This is a genomic window from Algicella marina (assembly GCF_009931615.1).
In the GTDB taxonomy this organism is placed as follows: domain Bacteria; phylum Pseudomonadota; class Alphaproteobacteria; order Rhodobacterales; family Rhodobacteraceae; genus Algicella; species Algicella marina.
On sequence record NZ_CP046620.1, the window covers coordinates 3,848,736 to 3,864,074 of the forward strand.

Sequence of the window (15,339 nt, forward strand, 5' to 3'; positions counted from 1 at the left end):
TATGGCTGACAGTGCCGGACCACGGCCGAAGATCATTCTGAACGAACCCGGCAAGGAACGGTCCGCGCCGCGCATCATCCTCAGCGGTATTCGCAGGGGCGAGGATGCGGCATCCCTCAACCTGAGCCAGATGGACTGGGAGCGGCGCTTCGGCGGGCGATCCCCGCTGGCGCGGAAGGTCATCACCTTCAACCTCGTCTCGCTGGTCGTGCTGGTTCTGGGTGTCTTGTACCTCAACCAGTTTCAGGATGGGCTGCTGCTGATGCAGGAGCGGAGCATGCGGACGGAAGGGCAGCTGATCGTCTCGGCCATTCGCGAGAAGGTGCCGCCGGAGGGCGACGCGGCAGAGGTGCGGCAGGCGGCGCTGACGGTGGTGCAGGGCTTTGCCGACAGCACCACCAACCGGCTGTGGCTTTATGACGAGGATCAGAACTTCATCGGCGGCGCCAATACCGGCGGCACGGTGGTGGAACTGGTGCAGGTGCCCGGCGACGGCAGCCAGAGCGCCTTCACCGCCATCGCCGGTGAGCTGTGGGACCGGGCGGCGCGGCTGATTGCCAGCAACCGGAGCGGGCCGTCTTCGCAGATCAGTTCCGCCCTTGCCAACCCGGTGGCGCGGCAGGCGATTGACCAGGGGCGGATCGTTTCGCAGGAGATGACGAGTTCGGACGGCCAGCTTGTGTTGACGTTGGGTGTGCCGCTGGAGATTGCCGGCCAGATCCGCGGGGCGCTGACGCTGACGACGCCACCGGGCGAGATCGACAACCTCGTGCGGCGGGAGCGGGAGCAGACGCTGCAGGTGTTCGCGCTGGCGATCCTGTGTTCGGTGCTGTTGTCGCTGGTGCTGGCGAACACGATCGTCCGGCCGCTGCGCTATCTGGCCGAGGCGGCGCAGGAAAGCGGGATGCGGACGCGGCGCAAGAAGGACCACAAGCGGGTGGATATGCCCGACCTTACGGGACGGCCAGACGAGATCGGCTTCCTTTCGGGGGCGATGCAGGCGATGACGACGGCGCTGTATGACCGGATCGAGGCGAACGAGATGTTCGCGGCCGATGTGGCGCACGAGATCAAGAACCCGCTCACCTCGCTGCGTTCTGCGGTGGAGACGATGCCCTACGCCAAGGATGAGGAACAGCGCGGCAGGCTGCTGGACGTCATCAAGCAGGACGTGGACCGTCTGAACCGGCTGGTGACGGATATTTCCAATGCCTCGCGGCTGGACAGTGAACTGGTGCGCGACGAGATGGACGAGTTGGACCTGCATGGATTGTTGCGGGAACTCGTGGAGTTCAACCAGACCCAATCCGAAGAAGTGGGCGCGGAACTGGTGACGGACTTCAGTGACAAGCCGTTGATGATCCAGGGGCTGGGCGGGCGGCTGGCGCAGGTTTTCGTGAACCTGATCACCAACGCGCTGTCCTTCGCCACGGAAGGCGACAGGATCGTCATCCGCACGTCCGTGCCCAAGGCGGGTGTGGTGCGGGTGACGGTGGAGGATCAGGGTCCGGGCATACCCGACGAGAACCTGGCCGATATCTTCAGCCGGTTCTATTCGGAGCGCCCGCAGAAAGAGGCGTTCGGCAATCACTCCGGTCTGGGCCTGGCCATTTCCCTGCAGATCGTCGAGGCGCATGGCGGCCAGATCTGGGCGGAGAATATCCGGCCCGAGGGGGCGGGAACCGACGTGGCACCGGACGGCGCCCGCATGATCGTGGAACTGCCCGTGTGACGACCGAACGGCTGCATGCGAGCGCGGTGGCCTTCGGCGACAGGGCCGTGCTGATTCTCGGACCTTCGGGCAGTGGCAAATCCAGCCTGGCGCTGGAGTTGATGGCCCTTGGCGCAGAGCTTATCGGGGATGACCAGATACTGGCAGAAGACGGGCGACTGAGCCCGGCGCCGGGGCTGGAAGGCCTGATCGAGGCGCGGGGGGTTGGAATCCTGCGTCTGCCGCATAAATCGGGGGTGAAAGCAGTTTTGGCAGTGGATATGGGGCGTGCGGCTGATGCACGTTTGCCCGCACTGCAACATTTTTGCCTCACTTCAGCGTGTTTACCTTTGATCGCGGGTAAATTGAATCCTACGTTATCATCTGTGATCCGGGTGGGCGTTAACTCTGCCGAGAGTTTTCCCCTGTACGATGATCCCGGGATTGGCCAGGAAAATGACACCGAGCGATAACCACAACCGGCGCGACGTCGCCATCGTCACAGGTCCCGCAGGGGCCGGACGATCCACGGCGATCCATGCGCTGGAGGATTTCGGGTTCGAGGCTATCGACAATCTGCCGCTCTCTTTTCTGGAGCGGCTTTTTTCATCCGACACGACGACCCGGCCGATCGTCATCGGTGTTGATGCGCGGACACGGGATTTCAGCGCTGCGGCGCTGTGGGAGGCGCTGGAGGCGCTCTCGGCTCATCCGGGGCTGAACGTGAACCTCGTCTTCCTCGACTGCGCCACTGACACACTGCTGCGACGGTTCTCCGAGACGCGGCGGCGTCACCCGATGGCGCCTTCGGGCACGCCGCTGGAAGGGATAGAGCGGGAACTGGAGATGCTGGCGCCGTTGCGGGAGCGGGCAGACGTGCTGGTGGACACGACCGAGATGTCACCCCACGATCTGCGGGCGGAACTGGGGCGCTGGTTCGGGCAGGAGACGGTGCTGGGGCTGTCCGTTTCCGTCCAGAGTTTCTCTTACAAGCGGGGCACGCCGCGCAGCGCCGACATGGTGTTCGACTGCCGGTTCCTGCGCAACCCGCACTGGGAAGACCATTTGCGGCCGCTGACGGGTGAATCCCAGCCGGTGGCGGATTATGTGGTTTCAGACCCTAATTTCGCCGGATTTTTCGACAAGGTTGTCGATATGACGACAAGCCTGCTGCCGGCCTACCGGACAGAGGGCAAAAGTTACTTCACGATTGCGTTCGGGTGTACGGGCGGCAAGCACCGCTCTGTTGCAACTGCGAAAAAAGTTGCAAATGCCCTTGCAGAGGCTGGGTGGCAGGTGTCTATTCGACATAGGGAACTGGAGCGTTTGCCGGACGGGGCCGGCCTGAAACGGATGGTAAGCGGGTGATCGGTATTGTCATAGTGGCCCACGGTGGTCTGGCACGGGAATATCTTCTGGCGATGGAACATGTGGTTGGCCGCAGCCCCGGCACGCGTGCCATTTCCATCGGACCGGATGACACACGTGCCTCCAAGCAGGGTGAGATCGACGCGGCCGTGGAAGCGGTGGACATGGGCGACGGCGTTGTCGTCGTCACCGACATGTTCGGCGGGACACCATCCAACCTTGCCATGAACGCCTGTGGGCGTGAGGACCGCAAGGTGCTTTACGGTGTCAACCTGCCGATGCTGATCAAGCTGGCCAAGGCCCGGAACCTGCCACTGGACCGGGCGGTGGAATGCGCCCTGGCGGCAGCCCGGAAATACATCAATTGCGCGGACGGCATGATGGCGAAGGCGCACAAGGGTGCCGTGTCTGCCTGATGACGGTGTCGCGGACGCTGGCCATCGTCAACGAGAAGGGGCTTCATGCCCGGGCCTCGGCGAAATTCGTGGAAACCGTGGAAGGCTTCGATGCCTCGGCGAGCGTGTCGAGGGACGGCATGACCGTGACCGGTGATTCGATCATGGGCCTGCTGATGCTGGCGGCGAGCCGGGGTACGACGATCGACCTGGTGACCGACGGCACGGAAGCGGAGGCACTGGCGGATGCACTGACAGCGCTGGTGGCCGATAAATTCGGCGAAGGGCGCTGAACGGCCTTTTCCTTCCCTGAGGATGCTCTAGGTACGGGGCTTGTGCGTAGCGCCGGCGCAGGGCCGGGGCGCGAAAGCTTGCCCCTCGCACGGGGCCGGGAGCCTTTGATGAAAATCTCGATCCAGTCGGAACTTCATTACCATTTTGCCGCGCCGACCGATGTGCTGTTGCAGATCGAGGCGGCGATGATGGATGATCAGGAGGTGACGGACGGCACGCTGAACTGGACCGGGGAGCCGGAGGCCGGGCAGGTGGACGGCGAGGCGGGTATCGGGCGGCGGCACTGGCTGCGGGCCAGCGGGCCCTTCGATTGCAGCTACCGTGCCGTGGTCGAGACCAAGCGCAAGACGGCGGAGCTGACGGCATTGCAGGCAACACCGTTGTCCGACCTGCCGGTGGGCGCGGTGAGCAGCCTGATGCCGTCGTATTACTGCCCCTCGAATGCATTCTTCGCGTTTGCGCAGGCCGAGTTCGGTGATCTGACAGGCGGGGCGCGGATTGCCGGTATCCGGGACTGGATTTCCGCCAACCTGGAGTACGTGCCGGGATCGAGTGGGCCGGAGACCGATGCCCGCGATACTTTTGTTCAGCGGCAGGGGGTATGCCGGGACTTCGCGCATCTGCTGATCACGCTGGCGCGGGCCTCGGCGGTTCCGGCGCGATTCGCCAGTGTTTACGCGCCCGACGTGGTACCGCAGGATTTCCATGCTGTTGCCGAGGTCTATCTCGACGGCGCGTGGCATCTGGTCGATGCGACGGGTATGGCCACGGCGGAGGAGATGGTCCGCATCGGCGTCGGTGCCGACGCGGCCAGGGTGGCGTTCATGACGAGCTTCGGACCGGCGGAAATGCTCTCGCAGAGCGTTTCCGTGGAGCGCGTGAAGGAAGGCTGAGGCTCCGTCCGGTCCTCAGCCGCGGATCATGCGGCGCAGGATCGTGTCCTTGTCGATGAAGTGATGTTTCAGCGCCGCGGCGACATGCACCAGAAGGATGAGCATCATCAGGCTGGCTGCGATTTCGTGGGCTTCGCCGAAGAACTCCGACAGGTCCTCACTGCCGGTGGGGAATGGATCCGGCATTTCGAACAGGCCGAAGACCTTGTTGGCGATGCGGGTGGGATAAGCGCCCTCATCGTTGAGGGGGGAGGAACTGGCCATCAGCCAGCCTGTCAGCGGCATGGCGAAGATCAGCACGTAGAGGGCGTAATGTGAGGCGTGGGAGGCCAGTTTCTGCCACGCGGGCATGGCTGCCGGCAGGGCGGGTGTACTGGGGTTGGCGAAGCGCCAGCCGACGCGCAGGACGGCGAGGACGAAGGCGACGAAGCCGAATGACTTGTGCGTCTGGGTCAGCGAATAGCGATTTGGGTCGAAGAGATCGAGATCGGCCATGTAGGTGCCGACGATGAGCAGGCCGATGATGATGATGGCCATGAGCCAGTGAAGGGTGCGGGCCGGCCAGCCCCAGGCGGTGGTGGTGTTCTTCAGGCTCATGTCTCTTTCCTCGGATGTTGGATGGGCGGGGCCGTGCCCCGCCCGAAGTATGGCTCAGGAAGCCGGGCTCATTTCAAGGTTGACCGTGATCGGGATGATCGCGCCGACGGCGGGTGCGCCGTAGCTGACGCCGAACTCGGTGCGGTCGATTTCACCCGTAAGGGTGAAGCCGGCGATCTGCTGGTCGGGATTGAACGGGCTGGGGCCGAGCTTGTTGAGCGTGGCGTCGAAGGTGACGGACTGGGTGACTTCACGGATCGTCAGGTCGCCGGTGACCTTGGCCGTGGTTTCGCCCGTCTGCTCGACTTCCGTGGAAACGAAGGTGATTGTCGGATGCTCTTCGGTGCCAAGAAGATCCGGTGAATTCACGTGCTTGTCGCGTGCTTCCCAGAACGTATCGACGGATGTGGCGTCGATGGAGAAGTTGACGGAAGTGGCGGAAATGTCTTCCGGGTCGAAGTCGATTTCGGCGTCGAAGTCATGGAAGATGCCATAGGTGGTGGAAAAGCCGAAGTGTTCCACCGAGAACTGGATCTGGGTGTGGGCCTTGTCCAGCGCCCACGGCGCAGCCACGGCGGCAAGGGGGGAAAGGGCGAGCGAGGCCGCGAGGGCAAGAGATTTCAGCATTGGGTGCTCCGTTTGTTGCATGTGCGAACAGAGATACGACAGTCCGCGAAAAAGAGAAGGGGGGTCATGCCGAACAAATTGTTTCGCAAAGATAAACAAAATGCTGTCAAATAACATTTTGTTTATCTTTATGTGTTCGGCAAATTCAGGCTTAGGGCTTGGTCGTCATCACCAGACGAATGTCGAGCGGTAGTTCGGCAGCGACCTGCGGGAAGCCGGTATTGTTGCCGAAATCGCGCCGGTCGATACGACCGGTGAGCCGGAATGCCGCTTCGGTGACATCGGGGTTGGAGGCGCTGGGACCGTAGGCAGTGACGTCTGCCTTCAGCTTCACCGGGCGGGTTACGCCGAGCATGGTGATGTTGCCGCTGATGTCGGCCGTGGAGGGCGATGTCTTGACCAGTCTGGTCAGTCGAAAGCGCATTTCCGGGTGGCGGCTGGTATCCAGGAAATCTGCGGAACGTACCAGCGGTGTGGCGACGGGAACGCTCGTCTGCACGGCACCGGTGGCGATGGCCAGTTCGGCGCGGGTGGCATCGAGGTTCTGCGGGTCAAAGCGCAGCGCGGCGTTGAAGCGGGGGAAGCGGACATCTACCTTGGCACGGCCGAGATATTCGACCGATGTCGAGATTTTCGTCCGCTCGGTGTCGATCCGCCACGTCTCGGCGTGGGCGGAAGTTGCGGAAATCGCGCTGCCGATCGACAGGGCGAAGGCGAGGATGGCTAGGGTGAGGCGCATGGGGCGTTTCCTTCAGAATGTGTGTCTGAACGGAGTACGCGCCGGGTTTCGAATATATTCGCGGCAAGTCGTGAAAATCCGGTGTCACATGCCGGGCAAGACGGGCTTTTGTGCCCCGCAGACGATCCGGCTTGCCGGTGCGAAGTGGTTGAGAGTGCCTGGTGCAGCGCACGGCAGGGAAAAGGTGCGCCGGTTTCGGACGACCTTCAGGAGGCGTTTGACAACGACAGGCGCATTTCAGACTGAACGATAAAGCGATCAGCCCCGAGCCCCTGCAGCACGGCACTCAAGGCGCTATCTGCGGAATCGACATTGACCAATGTCAGCGAACCGACCGTGGCGGCCGCAGCGAGCAGGTCTTCGATAGCCGAGGGTTCGCTGGCGGCAATCTGATGGACAAGGCCACCCGTGCCGATGATCGCTCCACCCTTTTCATGCAGGAAGCATGTCAGTGGTAAGCGGGAAATGGTTTCCGTGGCGTTCTGCCAGGTTGGCTCCCATGTCGAATACCTGTGAATGGCATTCGCGACGCTGCCGAAATCCGACTGTTTGCAGGAGGATCGATCAGGAGAGGGATGATCAAGCCGATAGCAGTCGAGTTTTCTGGTCACATCGAAACCCATCTTCCGATAGAGACGTTCAGCGGCTGCATTTCCTTCGATGACCTCGAGCGAAAAGCTCTCGCTGCCGCCATTCTGCGCCGCACTTATCGCCGCCATGCCCAAGCGGGACGCCAATCCTCGACCTCGGTGACCAATCCGCGTTCCGCTGCCGATCAGATACCGTTTGGTGTTCCGCGTCGCGACGTTCCAGAACCCGATGATTTCATCATCGTCGACGGCGACAAAGGACGCCTCGGGGTCGAAACCTCTGGAGATCAGCGTCGCCTTGAAGGTGTCTGCATCCGGTTGCAACGGCACGATGTAGTCAGAAAACGCGGCAAGCATGGCGCGATGCAGAGCACCCAGGTCAAAGCCTGATCCGGCAAAAGAAGCAATTCGTAGCATTTTGTGTTTTCACGGCTCCGGGCTGCGGACAGACGCAAAGAAGGGTTTTTTTACGCGACGCGCAAGTCGCTGAGATCTTTTGCCTATCAAGCGGGGTTCATCGAGTCCCGGGCTGGGCTGTTCCGGGCAGCCACCGGCGGCACTGCGGCGAAAGTGCCCTTTGTCCGCGCTGCGCAGCTTGGCGGGGGTGGCGAGAAGGCCCGGGTTGGGTCAGCCTTGACTGCTGCGGATCGCTGACGACACCTAGAAGATCAAAGGGATCGAGACAGATATGCCCGGCGTTCGCCAGCCGCGCGGCACAGTCAGGGCGGGCCGGACCGGCCGTTTCAGCGCGTGGGCACCGGGGTTTCGCCGCGATAGTCGTAGAAGCCACGGTTGGACTTGCGGCCGAGCCAGCCCGCCTCGACGTATTTCACGAGCAGCGGGCAGGGGCGGTACTTGGTGTCGGCCAGCCCGTCGTGAAGGACGTTCATGATCGCGAGGCAGGTGTCGAGCCCGATGAAATCGGCCAGTTCCAGCGGGCCCATCGGGTGGTTGGCGCCCAGTTTCAGGCAGGTGTCGATGCTCTGAACCGAGCCGACGCCTTCGTAGAGCGTGTAGATTGCCTCGTTGATCATCGGCATCAGGATGCGGTTGACGATGAAGGCGGGAAAATCCTCGGCGCTGGCGGATGTCTTGCCGAGCTTGTCCACGACGCCGGCGAGAAGCTGGTAGGTTTCTTCCGACGTGGCGATGCCGCGGATCAGTTCCACCAGTTGCATGATGGGCACCGGGTTCATGAAGTGGAAGCCCATGAACCGCTCGGGCCTGTCCGTCGCTGCGGCAAGGCGGGTGATCGAGATTGACGAGGTGTTGGAGGTGAGGATCGTGTTCTCACCGAGATGCGGCGCGAGCGACTTGAAGATCGCGTGCTTGATGTCTTCCTTCTCGGTGGCGGCCTCGATGATCAGGTCCGTCTTGCCGACCTCGGAAATGTCGCCTGTGGTGGTGATGCGCCCGAGCGCCTCGGCCTTTTCGGCCTCTGTGATCCTCTCGCGCGAGACCATGCGATCGAGATTGGCCTCGATGATCTTCAGGGCATTGGCCATCGCCTCTTCGGAAACATCGTGGATGAGGACGTTGTGGCCCGATTGGGCAAAGACATGGGCGATCCCGTTGCCCATCTGCCCTGCCCCGATGACGCCAACATTCTGGATTTCCATCTGCTACACTCTCGAAAAGACGTTCCCGGCGACTCTAGGGGGGGAGATATTTGGGTGCAACTGCGAAAAAGCGACGAGGACACACGGTGACAGGCAGGGTGATGGAGCGGTGAGGGACTACCTGACGCAACCGGGGATTGCCGGACTGCTGGCGATGCTGCTGATCGCCTTTTTTCTTGTTTCCGGCAGGGCGCGGGTCGGGATGTTGCTGGGGATGTTGCTGTCGGTGGTTGTGGTTGGCGTGATCCTGCAACGGCAGGACGCTTTCGATCCACCGGCACCCGGTGAGTTTCGGGCACCGGAGGCGGCGGAGGAAGAGCCGGAGGTGGAAATGCCGCGACTGACGGCCAGTCAGAGGGCCGGGGCGCAACGACTGGCGATCGGGGCGGTTCGTCAAGGGCGGCTTACAGGTGCCGGCGTGGCCGTGTACCGGCTGCCGCGGGGGAATTTCGAGGTGCTGGTGCGCGGGGGAGGGGTGTTGGCATCGCTGCACGAGGCCGCGGGCGGAGATATCGCCACCTATCGCCCGGACCCGAAGGGCGCGACGATCCGGCCGGATGGAGCCTATTTGCGGGTCGGGAATTCCGGCGCGCGCAGCGGCTGGTACGAGGTGCGGTTCGTGCGGAAGGAGTGAGTTAGCGCGGGTTTGCGACCGGATGCCGTGTGGCGTTTGGTTGATGCTGAACGCGGAGCTGGCCGCCTGATTTGAGTATCGAATTATTTTTGACTGTCCTGTCGATCTCCCGTCCCGACGTTTACCCAGAGGCGCACATCACAGAGCATACGCGCCGCTGCGCGGACCGGCTGGACATACGTGAGTGGACGAGCGTTCGTCGCGGTGCAGGCGCCCTTCAGCGCCGTTTTACGAATACGACATCCAAGGCCAGAACATATCGGTTCTGATCTACAATACGGTGGGAGAGTTCGTGAGGGACGCCGGGCTCCTAAGGTTTCCGGCGCGTTTCGATATCAGTAATGGACCTGTGGATTTCAGGGCAAAAAGGGCCGCAAGTGGCTTTCTCGACATTCAAATCGTCGAGAAACGCTGAAGGGTGCAGCCGGAATGGCCTGCGCGGTTACCGTCTTCCGTCCGGTTCAGCGAGTGCGAGTGAATTTTCCGGGGTTGCCCGGGTGGTGAAAGACGCCGGCTTTGGCGAAACGGCCGCGAAGTTTGCCGTGCGGGATCGGGACGCCGGTGCCCGAATCCGAGGGAGGCACCGCCGCGCCTTCGGCGGCGGTGCGTCCGATTCTCAGCCCAGTGCGTCTTTCAGCTTCGGGACGGCGTCGAAGAGATCCGCCACGAGTCCGTAATCGGCAACCTGGAAGATCGGGGCTTCTTCGTCCTTGTTGATGGCCACGATCACCTTGCTGTCTTTCATGCCCGCGAGGTGCTGGATCGCGCCCGAGATGCCGACGGCGATGTAGAGGTCTGGCGCGACGACCTTGCCCGTCTGGCCGACCTGCCAATCGTTCGGAGCATAGCCGGAATCGACGGCTGCGCGCGATGCGCCGACGGCCGCGCCGAGGGAATCGGCAAGGCTTTCGATCAGGGCGAAGTTTTCTTCAGAGCCGACGCCGCGGCCGCCCGAGACGACGATTTTCGCGGACGTGAGTTCGGGGCGGTCGCTTTCGGCGACCTTGTCCTCGACCCATTCGGAGAGCGCCGGATCGGTGGCGGCGGAAATTGTTTCCACCGGGGCAGGGCCGCCTTCGCCGGTGGCGTCGAAGGTGGAGGTGCGGACGGAAATGACCTTGACCTTATCCGCCGATTTCACCGTCTGGATGGCGTTGCCGGCGTAGATCGGGCGCTCGAACGTATCCGCATCGACGACGCCGGAGATATCGGTGATGACCATGACATCCAGCAGGGCGGCGACGCGGGGCAGCACGTTCTTGGCATCCGTCGTCGCCGGGGCGACGATGTGGGTGTAATCGCCCGCGAGGGAGACGATCAGCGCCGCCGTCGGTTCCGCGAGGCGATGGCCGAGGCTGGCGTCCTCGGCGCAGAGTACCTTGACCGCACCATCCAGCTTGGCGGCTTCCTCGGCTGCGGCGGCCGCCTGCGCACCGGCGCAAAGTACAGTGACATCGCCCATGGCCTTGGCCGCCGTCATCGCCTTGGAGGTGGCATCCCAGGAAAGTTCGCCGTTGGTGACCTCTGCAAACAGAAGAACGCTCATCAGATTACCCCCGCTTCGTCTTTGAGTTTGGTGACCAGTTCCTCGACCGAGCCGACCATGACACCGGCCTGCCGGGTGGCGGGTTCGGCGGTGGAGACGACTTCGAGGCGCGGGGTGACATCGACGCCGTAATCGGCGGGTGTCTTCTCGTCCAGCGGCTTCTTCTTGGCCTTCATGATATTGGGCAGCGAGGCGTAGCGCGGCTCGTTCAGGCGCAGATCGACGGAGATGATGGCGGGCATCTTTACCTTGATCGTCTGGAGGCCGCCATCGACCTCGCGCGTGACATTGGCGCTGTCACCCTCGACCGTGATTTCGGAGGCGAAGGTGGCCTGCGACCAGCCGAGCAGGGCGGAGAGCATCTGGCCGGTGGCGTTCATGTCGTTATCGATGGCCTGCTTGCCGCAGATCACGAGGCCCGGGGCCTCCTCATCGACGATGGCCTTGAGGATCTTGGCGACGGCCAGCGGCTCGATGTCGGTGTTCACATCCTCGGTGGCGACGACGAGGATCGCGCGGTCCGCACCCATCGCGAGGGCGGTGCGCAGCGTTTCCTGCGCCTGCTTGACGCCTATGGAGACGGCGACGATTTCCTCGACGGAGCCGGCTTCCTTCATGCGGATAGCCTGTTCGACGGCGATCTCGTCAAACGGGTTCATGGACATCTTGACGTTGGCGAGATCGACGCCGGTGCCGTCTGCCTTGACGCGCACCTTCACGTTGTAGTCGATCACGCGTTTGACGGGTACGAGGACCTTCATGGGCGTTCTCCGGTTCTTGCCGCGACGCGGCGGCTCTGATCGTGCTGCCTACCTTACCCGATCGGTCGGTTCTGACCCAGAAACGACCAATTGGAGCGCCGGACGGCATGAAAGAATCTTGCGCGAATTAAGCAGGCAGGGGCGGTGGGAGCAAGGGGGACATGGCGTCACATCGGCTGCCGCTATCTGAAGGTGAAGAGCCAGGCGCCGAAGATCACGAGGGCTATGCCTGCGATCTTGCCGAAAGTGATGTCTATGGCCGGGGCGCCGAAGAGGCCGAAATAGGAGAAGGTGAGACCTGCGAGAAGCTGTCCGGTGACGATCAGGACAAAGAACGTGCCTATGCCGATGCGGGGCACGAGATAGGAGGTGCCGATGATCATCGTGGCGGACATGATGCCGGCGGTGAGCAGCCAGAGCGGCAGGCCGGGGATCCTGGCGTAATCGCGGAAGCGGTCGCCGTAGGCGAAGGAGATGACAACGGAGGAGACGAGGGCGATGGCGAAGAACGGGACATTCGCGAGCGGGGTGGAGCCGAGAAGCTGGGCGGAGCGGGCGATCATCGGCATGTAGACGGAGAGCATGGCGCCGATCAGCAGCGTAAGGAGAATGAGGGAAATGGTCATTGGGCAGGTCCTTTCGAGGAAAGGCTCCGCCCGGGTGCACGGAAGTGCAAGGGGAAATGATGGGATGGGTCAGTCAGAGAGGTGCGTTCAGACGTGTTCGGGTTGTGGATCTGCCTTCCCCCGCTCGCCATGGGATCGCGTGACTACCTGTTCGCCCCCGGTACCCAGAGCACGTCCTTCTCGCCGTTGCCGTTGGCCGTTCGGCCGATGACGAAGAAATAGTCCGACAGGCGGTTGAGGTATTTCACAGCGTGCTCGTTAACCGTTTCGACCTGTGCCAGTGCGACGGCGAGGCGTTCGGCGCGGCGGGTGACGGTGCGGCAGAGGTGGAGGTGGGCGGCGAGCGGGGTGCCGCCGGGCAGGATGAAGCTGCGGAGGGGGGAGAGGTCCGCGTTGTAGTGGTCGATCTCCGATTCCAGCCGTTTGACCTGCGATTCCGTCATGCGGAGCGGCGGGTATTCGGCCTCAGTGTCCTTCTCCATGTCCGGGCGGCAGAGATCGGCGCCGAGGTCGAAGAGGTCGTTCTGGATGCGGCTGAGGCCTTCGTCAAGCTCGCCCCCGGCATGAAGCCGGGCGAGGCCGACGGCGGCATTCGCTTCGTCCACCGTGCCGTAGGCTTCGACCCGGAGGGAATGTTTCGGCACGCGGGTACCGTTGCCGAGCGCGGTTTCGCCGGCGTCGCCGGTGCGGGTGTAGATACGGTTGAGTACGACCATCAGTTTGTGCCCCGGAAGAAAAAGGCAAAGACGACGATGAGCACCACTGCGATGAACTGCATCAGGATGCGCAGGCGCATGATCTTGTTGGCGTATTTGCGGTTGAAATCGCCACCCTTGGCAAAGCCGCCGATGCCGACCATCAGGACGACGACCACGACGAGGCAGGCGATCAGGGTGACGTAGAACATCGGGTTGGATGTCATGGGCGTTCCTTCCCGGGGCGCGCGCCCCTTTCAGCAGATACCTAGGGCGGCAGCGGCTGTTTGGGAAGGGGCGAAAGGGCGCAGGGCTCAGGCGGTGCTGAGGTGCCCGCGGGCTTCGGCGGTGACGAACGACATGGCGGCGAGATACGGCGCGGGGCCATGGCTGATGCGCGCGACGCCTGCGTTGGCAAGCTCCGACGCGATGGGGCTTTCGCGGCCGGTCATGATGTTGAGCGGCAGCGGGCAGGCGGCGGCGAGGCGTTCAATCAGTTTCGGATCGGAGAGGCCGGGGGTGAAAAAGCCGGACGCACCGGCTTCGGCATAGGCTTCCGCGCGGCGTAGCGCTTCTTCAATTTGCCCCTTATGTGCGGCGGGACCGGACTGGAAGAAGAGATCGCAGCGGGCATTGATGAACAGCGGGATGCCGGTGGTATCGGCCACGCGGCGGACGACCGCGATACGTGTTGCCTGCGCAGGGATCGGGTGGAGGCCGGTGCCGCCGATGACCTGATCCTCGAAATTCAGGCCGACAGCGCCGGTGGTAAGCAGGCGTTCGGTGTTTCGGGCCAAATCCTCTGGCGTGTCGGCATAGCCGCCCTCGAAATCGAGTGTCACCGGCAGGGCAGTGGCGGAGGTAATGCGGCTGCTGATGGCCAGCATGAGGTCGAGGGGCAGGCTCTGGCCGTCGTGATGGCCTTGCGCCGCGGCGACGGCCCAGCTTCCCGTCGCGATGGCTTTCGCCCCTGCGGTCTCGACAGCCTGCGCGGAGCCTGCATCCCAGACGTTCACGAGGTGAAGCGGGTTTCCGGGAATGTGGAGGGCCGCGAAGGTGCGGGCTCTTTCACTGATGCTCATGCCGTGACCTGTGCGAGACCGCGTTCGTGGCTGATCAGCCACTGCTTGCGCCAAAGACCGCCGCCGTAGCCTGTGAGGGTCCCGTCGGCACCGATGACGCGGTGGCAGGGGATGACGAGGGCGATGGGGTTGGCGCCGTTGGCCTGCGCGACGGCGCGGGTGGCGGTGGGCTGGCCGATTTCGCGCGCGATGTCGGCGTAGGAGCGGGTTTCGCCGGGCGGGATGGCGCGCAGGGCTCGCCAGACTTTCTGGCGGAACGGGGTGCCGAGCGGCGCGATGCGGGTGCTGAACTGGCCACTTTCGCCGGCGAAGAAGGCGGTAAGTTCCGCCTCCATCTGTTCGGTGACGGCGGTGCGGCCGATGCCGATGGGCTGGCCGGTGGCCTTCTGCAATGCTGCCAGTTCGGTGCTGATGGCGCGGCGGCTGAAGAATTCGAGAATGTGGAGGGCGTGGGCATCGGCAACGGCGATCATCTCGCCGATGGGCGTGTCGATCCAGTGGGCCTTCAGCGGCTCGTCGCCGGTGAAGCTGCCGGGCGCGCGGCCGAGGAGGCGGGCGAAGGCGGTGCGGAAGCCGGCGCCGGAGGAGAAACCGGCTTCGAGTTGCGCATCGATGACGCTTGCACCATCGGCGAGCGCGGCGGCCCCGGCTTTCAGCCGGGTGGCGCGGGCCATTTCGAGGAAGGTCATGCCGTAGTGACGCTTGAAGGCGCGGCGGATGGTGGACGGGTCGAGGCCGCGCCCGGTCAGGTCGGCTTCGGACCAGCGGCGCGAGGGATCGGCCGTGAGTTCGGTGGCGAGCGTGGCGACGACAGGGTCTGCCGGGGCGGACTCCAGTGGTTTGCAGCGTTTGCAGGGGCGGAAGCCCTCGGCGATACACTCGGCGATGGTTTCGCGGAAGGCGCAGTTCTCGGGCTTTGGTTTGCGGGCCGGGCAGGTGAGGCGGCAGAAGATGCCGGTGGAGGAGACGCAGACATAAGCGCGGCCCTCCCATGTCTCGTCGCGGGAGAGGAGCGCTTTGTAGAGCGTGGAGTTATCTGGCAGTGCGAACAGCATAGGCGATGTATAGCAGGCCGCAGGAGGCGCGTGCGCCGAAAATCGGGCGCGGATATCACAAAATCCGGGGAGCGGCCGACACTCGCGGGAGGGTTCTGCAAGGCGTG

Annotated in this window: 19 protein-coding genes; 7 read left to right on the forward strand and 12 right to left on the reverse strand. The window is 63.4% G+C overall.

Features of this window, described 5'->3' with window-relative positions:
- Window position 1 precedes the first annotated feature (1 nt).
- From GO499_RS18880 to GO499_RS18905, 6 genes are all read left to right on the forward strand, one after another.
- On the forward strand, window positions 2-1,732 hold the full coding sequence (locus GO499_RS18880) for an ATP-binding protein (protein WP_161863640.1): 1,731 nt from the start codon (window positions 2-4) through the stop codon (window positions 1,730-1,732).
- Window positions 1,729-2,184, forward strand: a complete 456-nt coding sequence (locus GO499_RS18885) for an HPr kinase/phosphorylase (RefSeq protein ID WP_161863641.1) — start codon at window positions 1,729-1,731, stop codon at window positions 2,182-2,184. The genes GO499_RS18880 and GO499_RS18885 overlap by 4 nt, the downstream gene beginning before the upstream one ends.
- Window positions 2,168-3,079, forward strand: a complete 912-nt coding sequence (gene rapZ, locus GO499_RS18890) for an RNase adapter RapZ (RefSeq protein WP_161863642.1) — start codon at window positions 2,168-2,170, stop codon at window positions 3,077-3,079. The genes GO499_RS18885 and rapZ overlap by 17 nt, the downstream gene beginning before the upstream one ends.
- Complete coding sequence (locus GO499_RS18895) at window positions 3,076-3,495, forward strand: PTS sugar transporter subunit IIA (RefSeq protein WP_161863643.1); 420 nt, start codon at window positions 3,076-3,078, stop codon at window positions 3,493-3,495. The genes rapZ and GO499_RS18895 overlap by 4 nt, the downstream gene beginning before the upstream one ends.
- A complete protein-coding gene (locus GO499_RS18900; protein WP_161863644.1) occupies window positions 3,495-3,767 on the forward strand; it encodes an HPr family phosphocarrier protein in 273 nt (90 codons plus the stop codon). The genes GO499_RS18895 and GO499_RS18900 overlap by 1 nt, the downstream gene beginning before the upstream one ends.
- 108 nt (window positions 3,768-3,875) lie before the next feature.
- Complete coding sequence (locus GO499_RS18905; protein WP_161863645.1) at window positions 3,876-4,661, forward strand: transglutaminase-like domain-containing protein; 786 nt, start codon at window positions 3,876-3,878, stop codon at window positions 4,659-4,661.
- 15 nt (window positions 4,662-4,676) lie between these two features.
- On the opposite strand, the gene GO499_RS18910 is transcribed toward GO499_RS18905, so the two are convergent.
- The 5 genes from GO499_RS18910 to GO499_RS18930 all read right to left on the reverse strand — a co-directional run bounded on the left by GO499_RS18910 (window position 4,677) and on the right by GO499_RS18930 (window position 8,833).
- Complete coding sequence (locus GO499_RS18910) at window positions 4,677-5,258, reverse strand: cytochrome b (protein ID WP_161863646.1); 582 nt, start codon at window positions 5,256-5,258, stop codon at window positions 4,677-4,679.
- 54 nt (window positions 5,259-5,312) lie between these two features.
- Entirely contained in the window at window positions 5,313-5,885 is a 573-nt protein-coding gene (locus tag GO499_RS18915; RefSeq protein WP_161863647.1) for a YceI family protein, read from the reverse strand.
- A 151-nt stretch (window positions 5,886-6,036) separates the two neighbouring features.
- A complete protein-coding gene (locus GO499_RS18920; RefSeq protein WP_161863648.1) occupies window positions 6,037-6,624 on the reverse strand; it encodes a YceI family protein in 588 nt (195 codons plus the stop codon).
- Between the two features lie 206 nt (window positions 6,625-6,830).
- Complete coding sequence (locus GO499_RS18925; RefSeq protein ID WP_161863649.1) at window positions 6,831-7,571, reverse strand: GNAT family N-acetyltransferase; 741 nt, start codon at window positions 7,569-7,571, stop codon at window positions 6,831-6,833.
- A 386-nt stretch (window positions 7,572-7,957) separates the two neighbouring features.
- On the reverse strand, window positions 7,958-8,833 hold the full coding sequence (locus tag GO499_RS18930) for a 3-hydroxybutyryl-CoA dehydrogenase (RefSeq protein ID WP_161863650.1): 876 nt from the start codon (window positions 8,831-8,833) through the stop codon (window positions 7,958-7,960).
- Between the two features lie 109 nt (window positions 8,834-8,942).
- On the opposite strand from GO499_RS18930, the gene GO499_RS18935 reads away from it, so the two are divergent.
- Entirely contained in the window at window positions 8,943-9,467 is a 525-nt protein-coding gene (locus GO499_RS18935; protein ID WP_161863651.1) for a hypothetical protein, read from the forward strand.
- Between the two features lie 616 nt (window positions 9,468-10,083).
- On the opposite strand, the gene GO499_RS18940 is transcribed toward GO499_RS18935, so the two are convergent.
- The 7 genes from GO499_RS18940 to GO499_RS18970 all read right to left on the reverse strand — a co-directional run bounded on the left by GO499_RS18940 (window position 10,084) and on the right by GO499_RS18970 (window position 15,232).
- Window positions 10,084-11,013, reverse strand: coding sequence for an electron transfer flavoprotein subunit alpha/FixB family protein (locus GO499_RS18940; protein ID WP_161863652.1), 930 nt, complete (start codon window positions 11,011-11,013; stop codon window positions 10,084-10,086).
- Complete coding sequence (locus tag GO499_RS18945) at window positions 11,013-11,774, reverse strand: electron transfer flavoprotein subunit beta/FixA family protein (protein WP_161863653.1); 762 nt, start codon at window positions 11,772-11,774, stop codon at window positions 11,013-11,015. Before GO499_RS18945 ends, GO499_RS18940 begins: the two co-directional genes overlap by 1 nt.
- 182 nt (window positions 11,775-11,956) lie before the next feature.
- Window positions 11,957-12,400: a DMT family transporter gene (locus GO499_RS18950; protein WP_161863654.1), complete on the reverse strand. Its 444-nt coding sequence runs from the start codon at window positions 12,398-12,400 to the stop codon at window positions 11,957-11,959.
- Between the two features lie 143 nt (window positions 12,401-12,543).
- Complete coding sequence (locus GO499_RS18955) at window positions 12,544-13,116, reverse strand: cob(I)yrinic acid a,c-diamide adenosyltransferase (protein WP_161863655.1); 573 nt, start codon at window positions 13,114-13,116, stop codon at window positions 12,544-12,546.
- On the reverse strand, window positions 13,116-13,322 hold the full coding sequence (locus tag GO499_RS18960) for a twin transmembrane helix small protein (protein WP_161863656.1): 207 nt from the start codon (window positions 13,320-13,322) through the stop codon (window positions 13,116-13,118). Before GO499_RS18960 ends, GO499_RS18955 begins: the two co-directional genes overlap by 1 nt.
- 87 nt (window positions 13,323-13,409) lie before the next feature.
- Complete coding sequence (locus tag GO499_RS18965) at window positions 13,410-14,177, reverse strand: isocitrate lyase/PEP mutase family protein (protein ID WP_161863657.1); 768 nt, start codon at window positions 14,175-14,177, stop codon at window positions 13,410-13,412.
- Complete coding sequence (locus GO499_RS18970; protein WP_161863658.1) at window positions 14,174-15,232, reverse strand: bifunctional transcriptional activator/DNA repair enzyme AdaA; 1,059 nt, start codon at window positions 15,230-15,232, stop codon at window positions 14,174-14,176. Before GO499_RS18970 ends, GO499_RS18965 begins: the two co-directional genes overlap by 4 nt.
- Window positions 15,233-15,339 lie beyond the last annotated feature (107 nt).